Source organism: Clostridium sp. AWRP (genome assembly GCF_004006395.2).
GTDB lineage: Bacteria > Bacillota > Clostridia > Clostridiales > Clostridiaceae > Clostridium_B.
In genome coordinates, this window is the sequence record NZ_CP029758.2 from 1197967 (window position 1) to 1214069 (window position 16103).

At 28.9% G+C, this 16103-nt stretch carries 24 protein-coding genes; 23 read left to right on the top strand and 1 reads right to left on the bottom strand.

The window, feature by feature from the left end; genetic code table 11:
- Positions 1 to 35: 35 nt before the first annotated feature.
- The 6 genes from DMR38_RS05445 (at position 36) to DMR38_RS05470 (ending at position 4506) form a co-directional block, all read left to right on the top strand.
- Positions 36 to 260, top strand: coding sequence for a BhlA/UviB family holin-like peptide (locus tag DMR38_RS05445; RefSeq protein ID WP_127720349.1), 225 nt, complete (start codon positions 36 to 38; stop codon positions 258 to 260).
- A 12-nt stretch (positions 261 to 272) separates the two neighbouring features.
- Positions 273 to 1097 (top strand): GH25 family lysozyme, encoded by an 825-nt coding sequence (locus DMR38_RS05450; RefSeq protein WP_127720350.1) that lies wholly within the window; start codon positions 273 to 275, stop codon positions 1095 to 1097.
- Positions 1098 to 1099: 2 nt separating this feature from the next.
- The gene (locus DMR38_RS05455; protein WP_127720351.1) at positions 1100 to 1660 is read left to right on the top strand and encodes a hypothetical protein; all 561 of its coding nucleotides are present in this window, start codon (positions 1100 to 1102) and stop codon (positions 1658 to 1660) included.
- Between the two features lie 533 nt (positions 1661 to 2193).
- Positions 2194 to 2388, top strand: a complete 195-nt coding sequence (locus DMR38_RS05460; RefSeq protein ID WP_127720352.1) for an alpha/beta-type small acid-soluble spore protein — start codon at positions 2194 to 2196, stop codon at positions 2386 to 2388.
- 366 nt (positions 2389 to 2754) lie between these two features.
- On the top strand, positions 2755 to 2949 hold the full coding sequence (locus DMR38_RS05465) for a hypothetical protein (RefSeq protein WP_127720353.1): 195 nt from the start codon (positions 2755 to 2757) through the stop codon (positions 2947 to 2949).
- A gap of 333 nt (positions 2950 to 3282) precedes the next feature.
- Positions 3283 to 4506, top strand: coding sequence for a ComEC/Rec2 family competence protein (locus tag DMR38_RS05470; RefSeq protein WP_243124456.1), 1224 nt, complete (start codon positions 3283 to 3285; stop codon positions 4504 to 4506).
- Between the two features lie 53 nt (positions 4507 to 4559).
- Here DMR38_RS05470 and DMR38_RS05475 read toward each other — a convergent pair whose 3' ends face one another.
- Positions 4560 to 5027, bottom strand: a complete 468-nt coding sequence (locus DMR38_RS05475; RefSeq protein ID WP_347562547.1) for a helix-turn-helix transcriptional regulator — start codon at positions 5025 to 5027, stop codon at positions 4560 to 4562.
- On the opposite strand from DMR38_RS05475, the gene DMR38_RS05480 reads away from it, so the two are divergent.
- The 17 genes from DMR38_RS05480 (at position 5019) to spoIIIAD (ending at position 16095) form a co-directional block, all read left to right on the top strand.
- Positions 5019 to 5756: an ATPase, T2SS/T4P/T4SS family gene (locus DMR38_RS05480; protein WP_279230813.1), complete on the top strand. Its 738-nt coding sequence runs from the start codon at positions 5019 to 5021 to the stop codon at positions 5754 to 5756. The two genes, DMR38_RS05475 and DMR38_RS05480, sit on opposite strands and share 9 nt — an antisense overlap.
- A 359-nt stretch (positions 5757 to 6115) precedes the next feature.
- Positions 6116 to 7138 carry a type II secretion system F family protein gene (locus DMR38_RS05485; RefSeq protein WP_127720355.1) on the top strand — a complete coding sequence of 341 codons (1023 nt, stop codon included), beginning with the start codon at positions 6116 to 6118 and terminating at the stop codon, positions 7136 to 7138.
- Between the two features lie 27 nt (positions 7139 to 7165).
- On the top strand, positions 7166 to 7558 hold the full coding sequence (locus tag DMR38_RS05490; RefSeq protein WP_127720356.1) for a type II secretion system protein: 393 nt from the start codon (positions 7166 to 7168) through the stop codon (positions 7556 to 7558).
- Positions 7559 to 7615: 57 nt separating this feature from the next.
- On the top strand, positions 7616 to 8068 hold the full coding sequence (locus DMR38_RS05495; protein ID WP_127720357.1) for a type II secretion system protein: 453 nt from the start codon (positions 7616 to 7618) through the stop codon (positions 8066 to 8068).
- A 20-nt stretch (positions 8069 to 8088) separates the two neighbouring features.
- Entirely contained in the window at positions 8089 to 8556 is a 468-nt protein-coding gene (locus tag DMR38_RS05500; RefSeq protein ID WP_243124458.1) for a prepilin-type N-terminal cleavage/methylation domain-containing protein, read from the top strand.
- Positions 8525 to 9022 carry a ComGF family competence protein gene (locus tag DMR38_RS05505; protein ID WP_127720358.1) on the top strand — a complete coding sequence of 166 codons (498 nt, stop codon included), beginning with the start codon at positions 8525 to 8527 and terminating at the stop codon, positions 9020 to 9022. Before DMR38_RS05500 ends, DMR38_RS05505 begins: the two co-directional genes overlap by 32 nt.
- Before the next feature lie 56 nt (positions 9023 to 9078).
- Complete coding sequence (locus tag DMR38_RS05510) at positions 9079 to 9432, top strand: hypothetical protein (RefSeq protein WP_243124459.1); 354 nt, start codon at positions 9079 to 9081, stop codon at positions 9430 to 9432.
- Entirely contained in the window at positions 9429 to 10163 is a 735-nt protein-coding gene (locus tag DMR38_RS05515; protein ID WP_127720360.1) for a hypothetical protein, read from the top strand. The genes DMR38_RS05510 and DMR38_RS05515 overlap by 4 nt, the downstream gene beginning before the upstream one ends.
- Positions 10164 to 10230: 67 nt before the next feature.
- Entirely contained in the window at positions 10231 to 10674 is a 444-nt protein-coding gene (locus DMR38_RS05520; RefSeq protein ID WP_127720361.1) for a hypothetical protein, read from the top strand.
- Between the two features lie 78 nt (positions 10675 to 10752).
- Positions 10753 to 11172 (top strand): hypothetical protein, encoded by a 420-nt coding sequence (locus DMR38_RS05525; protein ID WP_127720362.1) that lies wholly within the window; start codon positions 10753 to 10755, stop codon positions 11170 to 11172.
- Between the two features lie 306 nt (positions 11173 to 11478).
- Entirely contained in the window at positions 11479 to 12555 is a 1077-nt protein-coding gene (locus DMR38_RS05530) for an aminopeptidase P family protein (protein ID WP_127720363.1), read from the top strand.
- A gap of 328 nt (positions 12556 to 12883) precedes the next feature.
- Positions 12884 to 13441, top strand: coding sequence for an elongation factor P (efp, locus tag DMR38_RS05535; RefSeq protein ID WP_029170128.1), 558 nt, complete (start codon positions 12884 to 12886; stop codon positions 13439 to 13441).
- 39 nt (positions 13442 to 13480) lie between these two features.
- A complete protein-coding gene (locus DMR38_RS05540) occupies positions 13481 to 13882 on the top strand; it encodes a CD1247 N-terminal domain-containing protein (protein WP_127720364.1) in 402 nt (133 codons plus the stop codon).
- 127 nt (positions 13883 to 14009) lie between these two features.
- Positions 14010 to 14927 (top strand): stage III sporulation protein AA, encoded by a 918-nt coding sequence (spoIIIAA, locus tag DMR38_RS05545; RefSeq protein ID WP_175413117.1) that lies wholly within the window; start codon positions 14010 to 14012, stop codon positions 14925 to 14927.
- Position 14928: 1 nt separating this feature from the next.
- A complete protein-coding gene (gene spoIIIAB, locus DMR38_RS05550) occupies positions 14929 to 15447 on the top strand; it encodes a stage III sporulation protein SpoIIIAB (RefSeq protein WP_127720366.1) in 519 nt (172 codons plus the stop codon).
- Between the two features lie 57 nt (positions 15448 to 15504).
- Positions 15505 to 15702 carry a stage III sporulation protein AC gene (gene spoIIIAC / locus DMR38_RS05555; protein WP_013237770.1) on the top strand — a complete coding sequence of 66 codons (198 nt, stop codon included), beginning with the start codon at positions 15505 to 15507 and terminating at the stop codon, positions 15700 to 15702.
- Between the two features lie 9 nt (positions 15703 to 15711).
- Positions 15712 to 16095 (top strand): stage III sporulation protein AD, encoded by a 384-nt coding sequence (gene spoIIIAD, locus DMR38_RS05560; RefSeq protein WP_013237771.1) that lies wholly within the window; start codon positions 15712 to 15714, stop codon positions 16093 to 16095.
- Positions 16096 to 16103 lie beyond the last annotated feature (8 nt).

Sequence of the window (16103 nt, forward strand, 5' to 3'; positions counted from 1 at the left end):
TCTTTTTTATTTTGCCTAAAAACAGGAGGTTTGATATGGAAAATGAAATACTTAAAATTGCAGTTAACCAAGGGCTTTGGGCAGTGCTATTCGTAGTGCTGCTTTTTTATATTCTGAAAAAACAAGAGGAGCGTGATAAAAAGGCAGAAGAAAGAGAAGAGAGGTACCAGGACATAATTTCAAAACTTACAGATAAATTTAATATTCTGGAAGATGTTAAAAAAGATGTGGCAGAGGTAAAAGATAGAATATTTAAATAAGGAGGTCTTATAATGCTGAATGGAATTGACATATACGAAGGTGACAATATTTCTGATTGGAACTTAATTAAGCAAAATTATGATGTAGTAATACAAAAAGCTACTCAAGGAACTGGACATACTGACAGGCTCTTACATTACAGGTACCCCAAAATTAAAAATGCAGGACTAAAAATTGGATTTTATCATTTTGCTCAATATAATTCTAGAAATCCAATTGAGGAAGCTCAACATTTTTTAAATGCTATAAAAGAATTAGAAAGTGACACAGTTTTGTTTTTAGATATAGAGATAGAGGATAAATGGGACAAACAGGTTGCGATAAATTTTGCCAATGCTTTCATTAAATATGTACAAAGTCAAGGTTATGGCATTGGTATTTATACAGGCTATTATTTCTATAAAGATTACTTGAAAGGGAATATACCTGAGGTACCTTTATGGATTGCAAGCTATGGAAAAGAGCCTCCTACTTATCCAGAAGATTCATGGCAGTACTCAGAGAATGGACAAATTTTAGGTGCTATTGGGAAGGTAGACTTAAATTATTTCAATGAGAATATATTATTAAGTAATGGAGGCATTAAAAAAGTGGAAAGCATAGTTGTATATCATTATGGGGCAGACGAACATAGTGCTGAAATATTGGCTGATTTTCTACAATGTCCTACAATTTCTAGCGATAAAAAGTTTGATTATAGTTGTGTAAAGAATGTTTATGGAGTTGGTTGTAAGAAAGAAGATTATACAAGCTATTTGACAAAATTAATTAGTGGTGTAGATAAATATGGAACTTGCAGAGCAGTCTTAGATTTTATTGCTAATGGAGGTAAATAATTATGGATATAAATATAATAACTAGTTTAGTAAGTGTAATGGTTGGCGGAGCTATAGGATATATAGCTCCTAAAATTAAACTTAACAAAAATATAGAAGACAATATTAATACAGGATTAGCTGAGGCTGACAATTTAATAAGTACAGCAAAAGCTATAGCTCCAAATTCTAAAGTTGTGAATATAATTGATTTTATAGAAAAGAGGGCTGAAAAAGAAGTCCAAAATGCTGAACAATTAGCTCATACAGGAGATTTACAATCAAATGAGGAAAAATTCAAATCTGCACAAGATGGTATATATAATTCATTAGAATTGATTGGGGTTAAACCAGATAGTAAATGGAGAAAAGTTATTGATGATAGTATTCAAAGTGCTGTAAATCAATTAGGACATAAAGCAGTCCCAGAGATTGAAAAAGATAAGAAAATAAATGAATTGCAACAGCAGTTACAGTTGATGCAAGCAAGAAATAATCAATTGCAACAAACTATAGCTCAGATAAATGAAAGTACTTCACAAGTTAAGATACAGTCTCAATCTGTACAACCAGTGGAGAAGTAAATTCAAGCCTAGTGGGTAATGAACTGCACCTTGTCAAGTAGACAGCATAAAAAGAAAAAAATTTAATGGGTTGGGTTCTTTACAGAATCCAGTCTTTTTTTATGAAACAATACAACTTAGTAAATATTTATTGTATGATGGCGACAATTTGTTCAGTTTTTATTTGCGATTTATACTCGCTATTTTTATACCGTTATTATTGAAAAAGTACGATTAAAAAACATAAAATGTGATATAATAATTTTAAAAGAAGCCGTTACGGTTTTTTAAATCAGATTGTTTTTAATTAATCAAAGTGCACTCAATGGGATGGGTACATTTTAATTTTTTGAATGATTATTTCTATCATCATCAACGGTAATAGAAATAACTTTAAGTTTAGAGTGGAAACTATTCTGGAAAAATTATAAATTAGTAATATATATGTATAAATATTACTAAATGTTTATCAAATTACCTAGAGTAATTTTTATAGTAATGCATAAACTTTAAATATAACTAGTAAAGTTTACTATAAAAAAGGAGTGAGTACTATGTCATATAGTAACAAACCAGTAGTTCCACAAGCTAAAGCAGCATTAAATCAGTTTAAAATGGAATCAGCTAAAGAAGTTGGAGTAAACTTAAAAAATGGCTATAATGGAGACCTAACTTCCAGAGAAGCTGGATCTATAGGTGGAAACATGGTTAAAAAAATGATTCAGACATATGAACAAAATTTAAAATAAATATATAGCAAAAACCTGTGCTTTAAATTAGGGCACAGGTTTTATTATTATTTGTCAAGATATGGATTTATTAATAAAATGATAGCATTAAATAGGAATTTATTCAATAGGTAATAGCATATAAATATATATAGAACTTAGATTAATCCTCAGTTAAGCATATCTTTTTCAATATAATTTAATTATTTTTAAAATTTTATCAAATTCACAAATTATTATTTTTTAATTTTTCCATAATTATGGTGTGCTGTGATATAATGTATTTAATAGCAGCAAATCATGTTATGTAACTTACCTTCTCCCGTAAATGCTATATGAGTGGATTGCAGGTATAATGGGTTGACACAATGGGAGGAGGTAATATGAATGAGCTTTTTCTTTTTGTGCATTATAGTGCTTTCTATAACTGAAGTATCAAGTTTGTGTATTTTATCAGTATTCTGTTATAAACAAGATAAAATTAAAATGTTGTTTGAAAGTAAGACAAGTGTTTCAAAAGATAAAGTTTTAAATGATGTTAGGGTCGGTGTAGATAAACCTAAAAAAGAAAATAGCAAGTAACTTCGGCTAAAAGCTACTTGCTCATATAAGTTTTTTCATGCATGACATAGTTTTGTGAATATATACAGCTTCCTGTAATTCACTCACCCTATTATTATATTATAAACTGGACAAAAAATACACTATATAATTAAATTTTTATTATAATTATGCTATATTTATTATGTATTTTAGTGGGATAAAGATACAAATTACTATGATTACATGTATTAATTAAGTAGAAACTTCAATAATAAAGCTAAGTTGAGGTTCTATTTTTTTGTAATAAAGTGGACAAGAACCCAGTATTTTATTATAATGTAAACAAAATATTAATAATTGGGGGGAATTTAATTGAAAAGGAAAAACTGTATAAGCAAGGTTATAATAGCTTTTATTACTATGATTTTCTTGTTTACACTAGCAGGGTGTGGATCTAGTAATAATAAAACAACTAGTCAAAGTAGTACCACAACAACACAAAAAGAAAATAGTTCAAATACAAAACAATCTGTAAGTGGAAATCTAAAAGTACATTACATAAATGTTGGACAAGGTGATAGTGAACTAATCCAGCAGGGTGACAAAAATATGCTGATTGATACGGGAACCAATGCATCAACCGATACGTTAATATCATATCTGCAATCCCAAAACATTAAAAAGATAGATTATTTAGTTCTTACTCATCCACATGAAGATCATATTGGTGGGGCAGATGCAGTTATAAATAAATTTGATATAGGTACCATTTATATGCCTAAAGTAACTACGACTACAAAGACATTTGAAGATGTTATGACTGCTATGAAAAATAAAAATCTTAAAGCTACAACACCTAACCCTGGAGATACATTCAAGTTAGGTGAAGCAAGTTGTGAGATATTAGGACCTATAAATTCAAATAAAGAAGATTTAAATACTTATTCTATAGTGATGAAGGTTACTTTTGGTAGTAACAAGTTTATGTTTACAGGGGATGCTCAAGCAAGTAATGAAGAGGATATGATTAATAAAGGATACGACCTTAGTGCTGATGTTCTAAAGGTTGGACACCATGGAAGTCATACTTCAACTTCTGAGAATTTCTTAAACAAGGTAAATCCTAAATATGCAGTAATAAGCTGTGGAAAGAATAATGATTATGGCCACCCCCATAAAGAAACTATGGAACGATTGCAGTCTAAAAATATTTCAGTTTACCGTACTGATGAAAGTGGAACAATAGTATGTACTAGTGATGGCAATAATATAACATTTAGTTGTAAACCAGGTGATTATAAATATGGAAGTGAAGGAAAGGCTGCCAATAGTACAAACAGTTTAACACAAATTCAATCCCAGCAGCAGAATTCAAGTAGCAGTACAACAAATGCTAGTGAGAATGCAGTATCACAGCAACAATCATCTGCACAATCATCAAGTAATCAAAGTGAAACTGTGTATATAACTAAGACAGGACATAAATACCATAGGGCAGGATGTAAATATTTAGCTAGAAGTCAGATACCCATATCGTTAGGTCAAGCAGAGTCAGAAGGGTATACTCCTTGTAGCAAATGTAATCCACCTCAATAAAAAGTAAGCTCCGGAAATCCGGAGCTTTTTCAATTCTTACATTAATATATAGGTTATTTTTTTATATTGAGTTTATTTATAATCTTTAGTTCAAATAATTTCTTTCTTAATTTTATATAAAGATCTCGTCCTAATTTTGCACCTAGCTCCCACTCTCTATATGTATAAGGGTTAATTCCTAGAATATTTTCTACATCATTATATGTCCAATTATTTTGCAATCTAAGATTTTCAAAGAAATTTTTGTATTTAGGGCTTGTTATGAATAAGTAATAATTATCCATTAGCTTTTTAACATCAATTTTTAGAATATTAGCCATTTTGATTAAAGATGGATATCTTGGATAGAATATGTCATGTTCATAATAATAGAATTGGCAGGGGTCTATTCCCATTAAAGTACCTAGTTCTTTTTGAGTGAAATTCTTAAGCAGTCTATATTTTTTAATTTTAGATCCAATGCTTGATGTAAAAGTAGTGTCTTTTAGTTCAACAATAGTTCCAAATGTCGCATTTTTAATCTTGGTGCAACCGGTTCCGGGAAATCCACCACATTATATTCTCTGTTAAATAATGTAAACAGATGTGAAAAAAATATAGTTAGCATAGAAGATCCTGTGGAATATACATTAGAAGGTATAAATCAAGTAAATGTAAACACCAAGATAGGGTTTAATTTTGCAGAAGGATTGAGAAGTATACTCAGGCAGGATCCAGATGTAATAATGGTAGGTGAAATAAGAGATGAGGAAACAGCTCATATAGCAATAAGGGCAGCAGTAACGGGGCACTTGGTTTTGAGTACACTGCATACTAATAATCCTCTTGAATCTGTCATAAGGCTTCAAGATATGGGAGTACCAGAATATTTTATAGAAGATGCTCTGGTAGGTGTAATATGCCAGAGACTAGTTAGAAAAATATGTACTCATTGTAAAAGCAGGTATGTACCTTCACTTCAAGAGATTAAAGAACTAAATTTATCTTCTAATTGTTATTTATATAGAGGAAAAGGGTGTTCTAAATGCAGTCATACAGGATATAAGGGAAGAACAGTAGTATACCAGATAGTTAGCAGGGAAGATATTAAAAGACAGTATATAAAAAATAATAAAATTAATTTTAAAGATGGTATAAAAGAATCAAATACGATTTCCTTGAGACAAAAATGTATAGAGCTTATTAAATCAGGAATTACAACTTATGAAGAATTATTAAGGTTAAATTTATCTGATGACTACCCACACTAATACTCCCACTTTTTTCAATTTGGAGTAAAGAGCGGCTACGTGCCTGGATAACGATTTTTCCTAAAGAATAACGCCTTCTAACTGATGAAGCACTAAGAAGCCTGTTAATAAGCATCAGATGGAGTTAAAACTCCATGTGATGCCAAGAACTCTGTTTATTTGATTGCAATATTAAGGTTAGGTGATGGAATATAATAAAATACTGGGCAATTGATACAAAAGGTAAAAAAATTAAAGGTAAATGTGAAGATTCTGCATTTACAAGATTAAGACATACTTTAAGGAAAAAGGAATATTTTGTATATCAGACTATTTCTTTAGATAGTTATAAAAAAATATTTTTAAAAAATCCAGGACCAATGGATATAAGCATACTATGTAGTCAATTGAGTGTTATGCTGGGGGCTGGAATAAGCATATCAAGAGTACTTGATAATTTGGAAACTCAGTGTAATAAAAGTTCCTTAAGATTAGCATTAAAATCTATAAAGGAAGATGTAATCAAAGGTCAAAGTATACACAGTAGTATGGCAAAGTTAAAAAAAATATTTCCTACTTTTATGATTGAAATGATAAGAGTGGGCGAGACTAGTGGAAAGCTAGGTGAAGTATTAGCGAAATTATCTGAATATTATGAAAAGGAAAACAATATAATTTCCACTATAAAAGCTTCTCTTATATATCCAGCAGTAACTTTGATAACTTCTATATTCATTGTAATGTTTTTGATGATTAAAATAATACCACAATTTACAGATATTATACAGTCAAATGGGGGTGAAATACCAACTTTGACCAGAGTGGTAATGTACGTATGCCAATTTTTAAAGTTTTACTATTTGCAAGGAACTATAATTATAAGTTTAATTCTATTGTTCAGCTATAAATTTAGTAAAAGCAGCAGGGGAAGAAAAATTAGAGAGAGTATAAAGTTTAGAATACCTTATTTTAACAAGATGTATAATAAAATGTTTATTTTTAAAATATGTTCAGCTATGACTGTACTTAGTGAATCAGGAGTTAACATATTGAAGGCTTTAAAAATAATTAGGAATTTGATTGGAAGTGAAATTATGGCTGAAAGATTAGAAAACTCAATAAAATACATAGAACAAGGAGAAGGTATGAGCGATGCCTTAAATAAGGCAAAAATAAATGATAAATTATTCATATCCCTTGTTGCTACAGGGGAGGAAACGGGACAGATTGATTTAATGTTTGCTAAATTAGAAAAACTGTTTGGCAGTGAACTGGATAGATATTTTGAAAAAGCAACTAAAGTTATAGAGCCAATGATAATAATCATTCTCTCCCTATTTGTTGGAATATTTATTATATCTGCACTTATGCCTATTTTTACTATAATGGATTCTACCCTATAAATTAAAAAGAAAGCTGGGTTATAAATTATGAAGGTACATAAAAAGAAAAAAGGATTTACTCTTATAGAACTTATGCTCGTAGTTGCTATAATATTAGTTCTTCTAGGATTTTTGGTTCCTAAATTTTCTGGATATCAAAGCAAGGTAAGAACTGCTAAAGCCATAAATACGGCTAAACAGCTAGAAACAGCTGCTATGGCTAGCTATGGAAATAGTGATGGAAAATTTGATACAGATGATGTGCAGGAATGTTTATCAAAGCTTACTTCTGCAGAAAACCCGCAAGTTTCAGCTGGGGACAGTGATCAATTTATAACTATAAGCTATAAAAGTGATGATAAAGATTATACTTTAGAAATAAATGCACAAGAAAGTTCCTATAAAGTTAAAAGTGAAGATAAGCAGATATTTCCTAAATGATAAAATTCATAATTTAATATTTAATTGTAAAAATTGTTGAATGAGGAGAATAATTTTATGGCTGATAAAATTAAAAAAAGGGGATTTACTGTTATAGAACTTCTCTTAGTACTCAGCATATTTTCAATACTTTTAAGTTTTAGTCTGGTTAACTTAGGTACTTTTAGTAATCTTAAGAATAAGATAGATGTGGATCTTACTAATAACAATATTTTAGATTTTATAAATAAATCTAAAACCTACTGTAGGGACGAGAAAGAAGAGGGAGGATACATTTATTTTGATACAAAAAACAATGAAATAACTTTTAATGTAGAATTGGGCGAAATATTTAAGTTAAAGTTACCAGAAGGATTTGTATTAAACCGTGTAAGGGAGGATAACAGAATAAAAATAGATAACATGGGAATTACAGAGGATGCCTGCAGTATAAAATTTAAAGACAGGAAGGGAGAAATGCATTGCATTACTATGTGCGTGGGAACAGCTTACGTAGATATAAAGTATTAATTTGTGAACTAAAAAACTTTGTGGTAAAGATATTACCTAATAGGCAAAAGATACTCGTCAAAAGAGGATTCACACTAATTGAAGTGTTGTGCAGCATAACTATTTTCTCGGTATTATTTATGACTGCACTGTTTATTCAGGTAGATGCACTTAAAGTAAAAACATATAACGAAGAAATGAATAATTGCACTTTAGTTATGGAATATGTGAAAAATAGTATTATGTATAACTGCAGCTATGATAGTTTATTGAATTTAAGAACGAAGGAAAAAACATATATAAACTGCAGCAATTTAAAGGTTCAACATAGTAGGAACATAAATGTAACTACTATGTTTTCAGATGAAAAACCCTTAAAAGAACCTTACATAATTTTAAAGGTAACGGGTGAAAAAGTGCTAAGGGTAAATTTACAGCTCCATGCTAAAATGTATGGAAATATAAAGGTTGAGGAATGTGATTTTTATAAAGGAAATTATAAAAAATAGATTAGATGTAAAAAAAGGATTTACAATTATAGAAATGCTTATGGTTATAGCGTTGATAACGGCAATAACTACCACACAAATAATTGTTATATCAAAATATATGAGGCTACACAGAGAAGAAATAAATTATAGTAGAGAAAATTTTTATGTAAATGAAGCTTTTATAATAATTGAATATCAGATAAAAGCTGCAAAATACATAGATATAAAAAGCAATATGATAATTTTAAGGAGATATGATGATAAAGGGTATGATTATATAAAAAAGGACAGAAAATCTAGTATCATAATTTCTTATGGTAGTCCTGATTCTTCTAATGTAAATAATGTGTTAAAAAATGTTAAAAACTTTTATGTGGAAAGGCAGGGAAAAGTGTTCTACATATCTATAAATACAAAGAAAGGTAATTTGTATAGAAGATGTTTTGCGATGGAAAGAGAAAAGTTAAAAAAGGATTTATATTGATATATGTGCTTTTTATAGGGTGTATGTGTATTTTAATTTCTCTTGGATGTTACAGCATGGAAATGCACATTAGATCAAATAATTTAAATAGCCATAAAAAGTCTATTCAGGTGGATGTAACTGAAAAATACAGAGAATACCTTTTTACGGAGCTAAATGAGTATATAAGTAAAAGTTCATTTTGTGATGACAATGGAATAAAGAAATATATATCTTCTTTAGATAATTTTAAAATATATTTTGAAGAATGTTATATCTTCTATGACAAGAATACGGATTGCTTTAAAGTGGAGTATATTTTTAATGGTGAATTTTATAAAGAAGAAACTTATGAGTATGAAGTTAAAAATAGAGATATACTGTATAGTTGCATAGATTATTCTTTTAAGAAAGGTGGTTTAGAAAAGTGAATGAAAAAGCTATTTTAGAAATTAATAATAAAAATATAACATATAAAAAAATGGCCCAAAAACATTCTATATTCAATTTATTGAAGAAAAATAAAATAGATGAGAATGTTATTACTGTAAGTAAAATTGAGAACATAAAAATTGATCTGAAAAATAAGAAATTGTTTATATTAGTACATGGAGAAGAGATATATGTAACTGTTATGAAATTACCTAAATTGAAAAGTAAACTTCTCTACAAAGTCATAAGGGATGAATTAAAAAATAAATTTAAAAATCTAGATAATATAATGTTTTCATATGAAATAGTTAAATCTAGTAAATACAATTTAGAAGTAATGGTTTCTTGTATGAATTGGCATAACATGGATATAGCAAAAGTGTGTAGTGACAGTGGTGCTGATATTAAACAAATAGTACCAATTCAGTTTTATATGTGGTCAAAGCACAAAAACAGAATAAAAGATGAAAATTATATATTTATTTTAAATATGAATGATATTACATATTTCATGGCTTGCTATAGAGATAAGATTATATTGAATAATGTATATAAAGATATACTTAAAGATGATTTTTTAGAAATTTTAGAACAATTTAGATTTAAATTAAATATTTTAATGCCCAATTTTAACTTTGTCACTATAATCTTTGTGAATTTTATTTACAAAGATATAATGGAAAGTCTTTCTAGAAGTTATAAATGTAGAGACTTAGGGGATTTAAGATAGTTTACCTGAGTTATTGTTATAGAGTGTTATGAAATTAAAATAATGAAATTAAGAGGTAGTTTGGTACATGAAAAACTTATATTTTTTACCACAGTGGTGTATAGAAAAAGGAAAAACTAAAAAGAATAAAAGTCTTAAGTTACTTATTTTGATTATTTTAATAGTAAACATAATATTTTTAGATATACTTATCATAAATAGAAATCAATTAAATGATGTAGAAACTAGGTTGAAAGAACATAGTTCTGTAAAAAAGTTATCACATGATAAAAGCAGTACTTTTGAAAATTATTTAGATTTTTATAATTACATATATTTAGGAAGAAACTTTAAAAATGTAAATGTAGAAAATAAAAGTCTAGATTTAGATATTGAAGGAGATGAGAAAGAGTGTTTTTCAGTAATTAAGGATGCAGAAAAGTCAAATAAGTTTATAATTAAAAGTTTTAAGCTAATGGGAAATGACGGGGGAGGAAATAAACTTTGGAAAGTAAATCTAAAATTAAAATAAAAATGTTTTATAAGACTATAAGTTATTCAACTTTCACACATACCAAACTGTGAATTTAATTAAGGTGGAATATTAATAATGAATATGGTAAATAATATATATAGAATTATTATAATATTTTTAGTGTGCAGTTGTACTGTATTTTTAATAGAAAATTATAATGTGCTCAAAAGCATACAGAGTGAAAATGCTAAGCTTCAATTTGTAGAAAAAAACTTAAAAAATCAAATAAAAGATAAAGAACAAGTGAGTTGTACTGATATTTTGAGAAAACTAAAGTGTATAGAAGGTGTGCAGATAACTAATGTGGCAAGCAATAATGATGGAAAGCTAATCGTACAGTTTGAAGTAATAGGGAATCAAGCTGAAATCAAAAGTATTCTAGGAAAAGTTAAAAAAATTAAATATTTTAGTAACATAGATAATATTAAAATTGAACAGGATAAGTTTCAAGGGGTAAAAACAAAAGCAGATGTAAATTTTATCCGAAACTATTAATTCTTCATTCTTAACTATTAACTAAAAAATTACGTCGTAATTTTTTTATATTAAGTCAAAGCTTCATATTATGGATCGAAGCAAGCACACATTAATATTTGCAAATAATCACAAGTTTTGATAAAATAACATTGTTCACTATGATGATAGAATGATATTATTTTAAATTTTATTTATTAAAATAAGAATTTTATCATTTAAATTATTAGCTAAATTTGATTTCAAATTTAGCAGGGAGTAATCTGCCATAAATTAAAGTAATTATAAAGATATTATGCCCTGCTAAAATTTAGGGGGGTAATTTAAATGTTTAAAAAAAGAATTGAAAGATTGAGAGAGGCCATGGACAGCCAACGGTTAGATGCTGTTTTGTTGGTTGGAGATCCTAATAGAAATTATTTAAGTGGATTTACAGGAGATGAAAGTTTTTCACTTATAACTTTAGATAAAGCATTTTTTATAACTGATTCAAGATTTACTGAACAGGCTAAACAGCAAGTTAAGGATTATGAAGTTTTAGAATATGGTAAAAGCGGTTCTTTTGTAAAATTTTTATCGGACTTGATAGGCAAATTTAAAGTACATAGGCTTGGATTTGAGGAAAATATAGTTTCTTACAGCCAGTATGAACTTTACCATAGTAATTTAGATTGTGAACTTGTACCAATGAATGGAATTGTGGAAAAAATAAGAATTGTGAAAGATATGGAAGAAATAAATTCAATAAAAAATGCTGCAAAGATTGCGGATAAAGCTTTCGAGCACATGGTGAAATTCATAAAACCTGGTATGACAGAGAGAGAAGTTGGTTTAGAACTGGAATTTTACATGAAAAAGTTAGGAGCTAAGGATTTATCTTTTCCATCTATAGTTGCGTCTGGAGAGAGATCAAGTCTACCACATGGTCAGGCTACAGCAAAAGTTATAAAAAAAGGAGAATTCTTAACTTTGGATTTTGGTTGCATTTATGAAGAATATTGTTCTGATATGACAAGAACAGTTGTAATAGGTGAACCATCACAGAAAATGCTAGAGATATACAATATAGTATTGGAAGCTGAAGAACTTGCTTTAAAGGAATATAAACCAGAAATGCCAGCATCAAAATTAGATGCAGTTGCTAGAGATTATATAACTAGTAAAGGATATGGTCAGTACTTTGGACATAGTTTGGGTCATGGAGTAGGAAGAGAAATTCATGAGGCTCCTGTAATTGGATATAGAAATAATTCTAAATTAAAATCAGGAATGGTAGTAAGTGATGAGCCAGGTATATACATACCTGATTTTGGTGGAGTAAGAATAGAGGATTTGGTAATGGTAACTGCAAATGGAGGAGAAACTTTATCCAAATCACCTAAGAATTTAATATGCATAAATTAAGTTGTTAGTATTACTTTATTTATATAACATATTTATATAGCATATTATGTTGTATAATATTAAATATATAAAAGAAAGTTCTATGAAAAATTAGATAAAAATCAAAACTAGGTCGAATAAGAATAAGAAAGGGGTTAAAACCGTTAATCCAACACTGCTTTTAGAAGTGTTGAAATATAGGGTTAGTTATATCCGAATTTACGTCCCTGGAGTGTGTGACCAAGCGAAAGTAGCTTATAGTGAAATCGGGCACTATGAATGGGAAAGTAAGCTTAAAATCTTAGACAAATTTAATTAAGAGAAGAGTTTACATAACGGTATGTATATAATGATATCAGCAGGAGATTTAAGAAAGGGAACTACTTTTGAACAAGATGGACAAGTGTACACAGTACTGGATTTCCTTCATGTAAAACCAGGAAAAGGGGCAGCATTTGTAAGGACAAAACTTAGAAATGTTATAACAGGATCAGTTACTGATACTACTTTTAATCCAACTGCAAAATTGCAGGAGGCAGTTATAGAAAGAAAAGAAATGCAGTATTTATATTCAGATGGAGAATTGTATTATTTTATGGATCAGGAAACATTTGAGCAAATTCCATTAGAATATGAAAAGGTAGAGGATGCAATAAAGTTTTTAAAGGAAAATATGTTTGCTATAATTAAATTTTATAAGGGTGAAGCATTTTCTGTTGAAGCTCCAAATTTTGTTGAACTTCAAATAACTCATACTGAACCAGGAGTTAAGGGAAATACTGCTACTAATGTATTAAAACCAGCTACGCTTGAGACAGGAGCTGTTGTTCAAGTCCCTATATTTGTAAATGAGGGAGAAACTATAAGAATTGACACTAGAACTGGAGAATATATGGAAAGAGTTTAGCCAATACTAATGGTAAAATAACTTTAAGGATGTGGTATTGTGAATTCTATTATATCTAAAGTATCCTATCTAAATGGTCTAGTAGATGGACTAAAAATTGATAAAAGTACTAATGAAGGAAAAATGCTAATAGAAATTGTTAATGTACTTAAAAGCATGGCAGAAGAAATTGATGATATGTCCAGAGCTCAAAAAGATATGGAAGATTATGTGGATGCCATGGATGAAGATTTAGCGGATTTACAAGACAACTTATATGATGATGATTATGAAATCTGTAAGTGTAAGGATGAAGGAGAAAACTTTACTGAAATACAGTGTCCAAATTGCAATGATGCCGTATATGTAGATAAGGATATATTAGAACAACGAGAAGAATTAACGTGTCCAAATTGCCATAGTAGTATTCCTATTAAGGATGAACTTAAGAAAAGTAAATAAGCAGTTTTAAATCCTATTGAAGTTTATAACTTCGATAGGATTTTTTTATTTTATTTCTATTTATGTGGAATAATTTTTACATAATCAAAATAGGAATTAATATAAAGAAATAAAGGAGATGAGAGAGATAGATACTAAAGAAATTTTAAACATTATACCTGAAAATTTAAAAATTGCCATAGGTGATTTAATAGAATCCCCTAATTTACAAGAGATAAGGATAAGGGCGGATAGGCCTTTGATACTTCAGTTAGGTGAAAGGGAAATTGTATGTAAATATATTCCTAAATTAGAAGATATAAAGACAATAATTAAAAGGATGAGTAATTATTCTATATATGCTTTTGAAGAAGAAATTAAGCAGGGATATATAACTATTAAAGGTGGACATAGAGTAGGAATATGCGGAAGATGTGTTATGGAGAAAGATGAAGTTAAAACCATAAAGGATATCGCATCTTTTAATATCAGAATATGTAGGGAAATAGTTAATTGTTCGGATTCAATAATCAAATTCATTTCAAAAGGAAATGAAATAATAAACACCATAATAATTTCACCTCCTAAATGTGGAAAAACTACTTTAGTAAGAGATATTGTAAGAAATATTTCACAGGGTGTTAAAAACATAGGACTTACGGGAAAGAAAGTATCTGTTATAGACGAAAGAAGTGAAATAGGAGCTTGTTTTAATGGAGTTCCCCAGTTAAATGTTGGCATCAGAACAGACATATTAGATGGGTGTCCCAAAAGCCAGGGAATAATAATGGCAATAAGGAGCATGTCTCCAGAAGTTATAGTCTGTGATGAAATAGGAACTTACAAGGATATGGATAGTATTGTGACTGCTTTAAATTCAGGGATAAGTCTAATTATAACTATTCACGGCTATGGAATAGAGGATTTATATAACAGGCCTGTTTTTAAAGAAATAGTTGAAAATAAGGTATTTAACAGGGCTATAGTACTTAGCAATAGAAAAGGTGCAGGAACAGTGGAATATATATATGATTTCCCTAAAAATTCAGTAATATGGAGGGGATAAAATGTTAAAGCTTTTAGGATGTATTATGGTAATATGTGCTTCCACTGGAATTGGATTTATATGGGGAGAAAATTTGAAAGGCAGAGTTAGACAACTGAAGGAAGCACAAAGATGTATCAACCAACTTCAAAACGAAATAATATACACACACACACCATTACCAGAAGCTATTTTAAATACAGCATCTAAAAGTGTAAATCCTATTAAAGATGTGCTTGAAGAAATATCTCATATTTTAGAAGAAAATTCTGTTGACAGTGTATATGAAGCTTTTAATATGACATTTAAAAAGAAGAAAGATGTTCTAAATTTGAAAAATGAAGATATAGGGGCACTGATAGATTTATCTAAAACACTTGGGGAATCAGATATAGAAGGACAGAAAAGAATGTTTTCACTTGCCCTAGAAAATATAAAAAATCAAATTGAAATTTCAGAAATTTCAATGAATAAAAACTTGAAAATGTACAGATGTCTTGGATTTTCTTTAGGTGCAGTGGTGGTGATAATTTTAGTCTAAACTGCAGGTACACATTAATTAAATTTCTTATAAGAAATGAAAGGGAGAGATAATTAAATGATGGACATAAGCTTAATTTTTAAAATAGCAGGAGTGGGTATGATTGTCATACTCATAAACAAAGTTTTAGAAGCCAGTGGGAAAGGTGATTATGCAGTGGTGACCAATTTAGCAGGAATTTTAATTGTCCTCATGATGGTAATTAATTTAGTAAATAAATTATTTACCACAGTCAGAACTATGTTTCAACTTTAGGAGAAAGTTATGGAGATAATTAAGGTAGTAGCGTTTGCTTTTATAGCACTGTTTTTAGTACTTCTATTTAAAGGAAAAAGAGATGACATAGCAGTTTATATAAGTATAGCTGCAGGAATAATTATATTCCTATTTATGATAGCAAAGATAACGGCAGTACTTCAGTTTATTCAGCAATTAGCTGCTAAGGCAAATATAGATTTTATTTATTTAACCACTGTATTTAAAATAATTGCTATTGCATATTTAGCTTCTTTTTGCAGTGAAATATGTAAAGATGCTGGACAAGGAAATTTAGGAGCAAAGGTTGAATTTGCAGGTAAAATATTAATTTTAGTACTTGCAATTCCTATACTTATGGCTGTTCTTCAGTCAATTTTAAAGATTATGTAGGTGTTAAT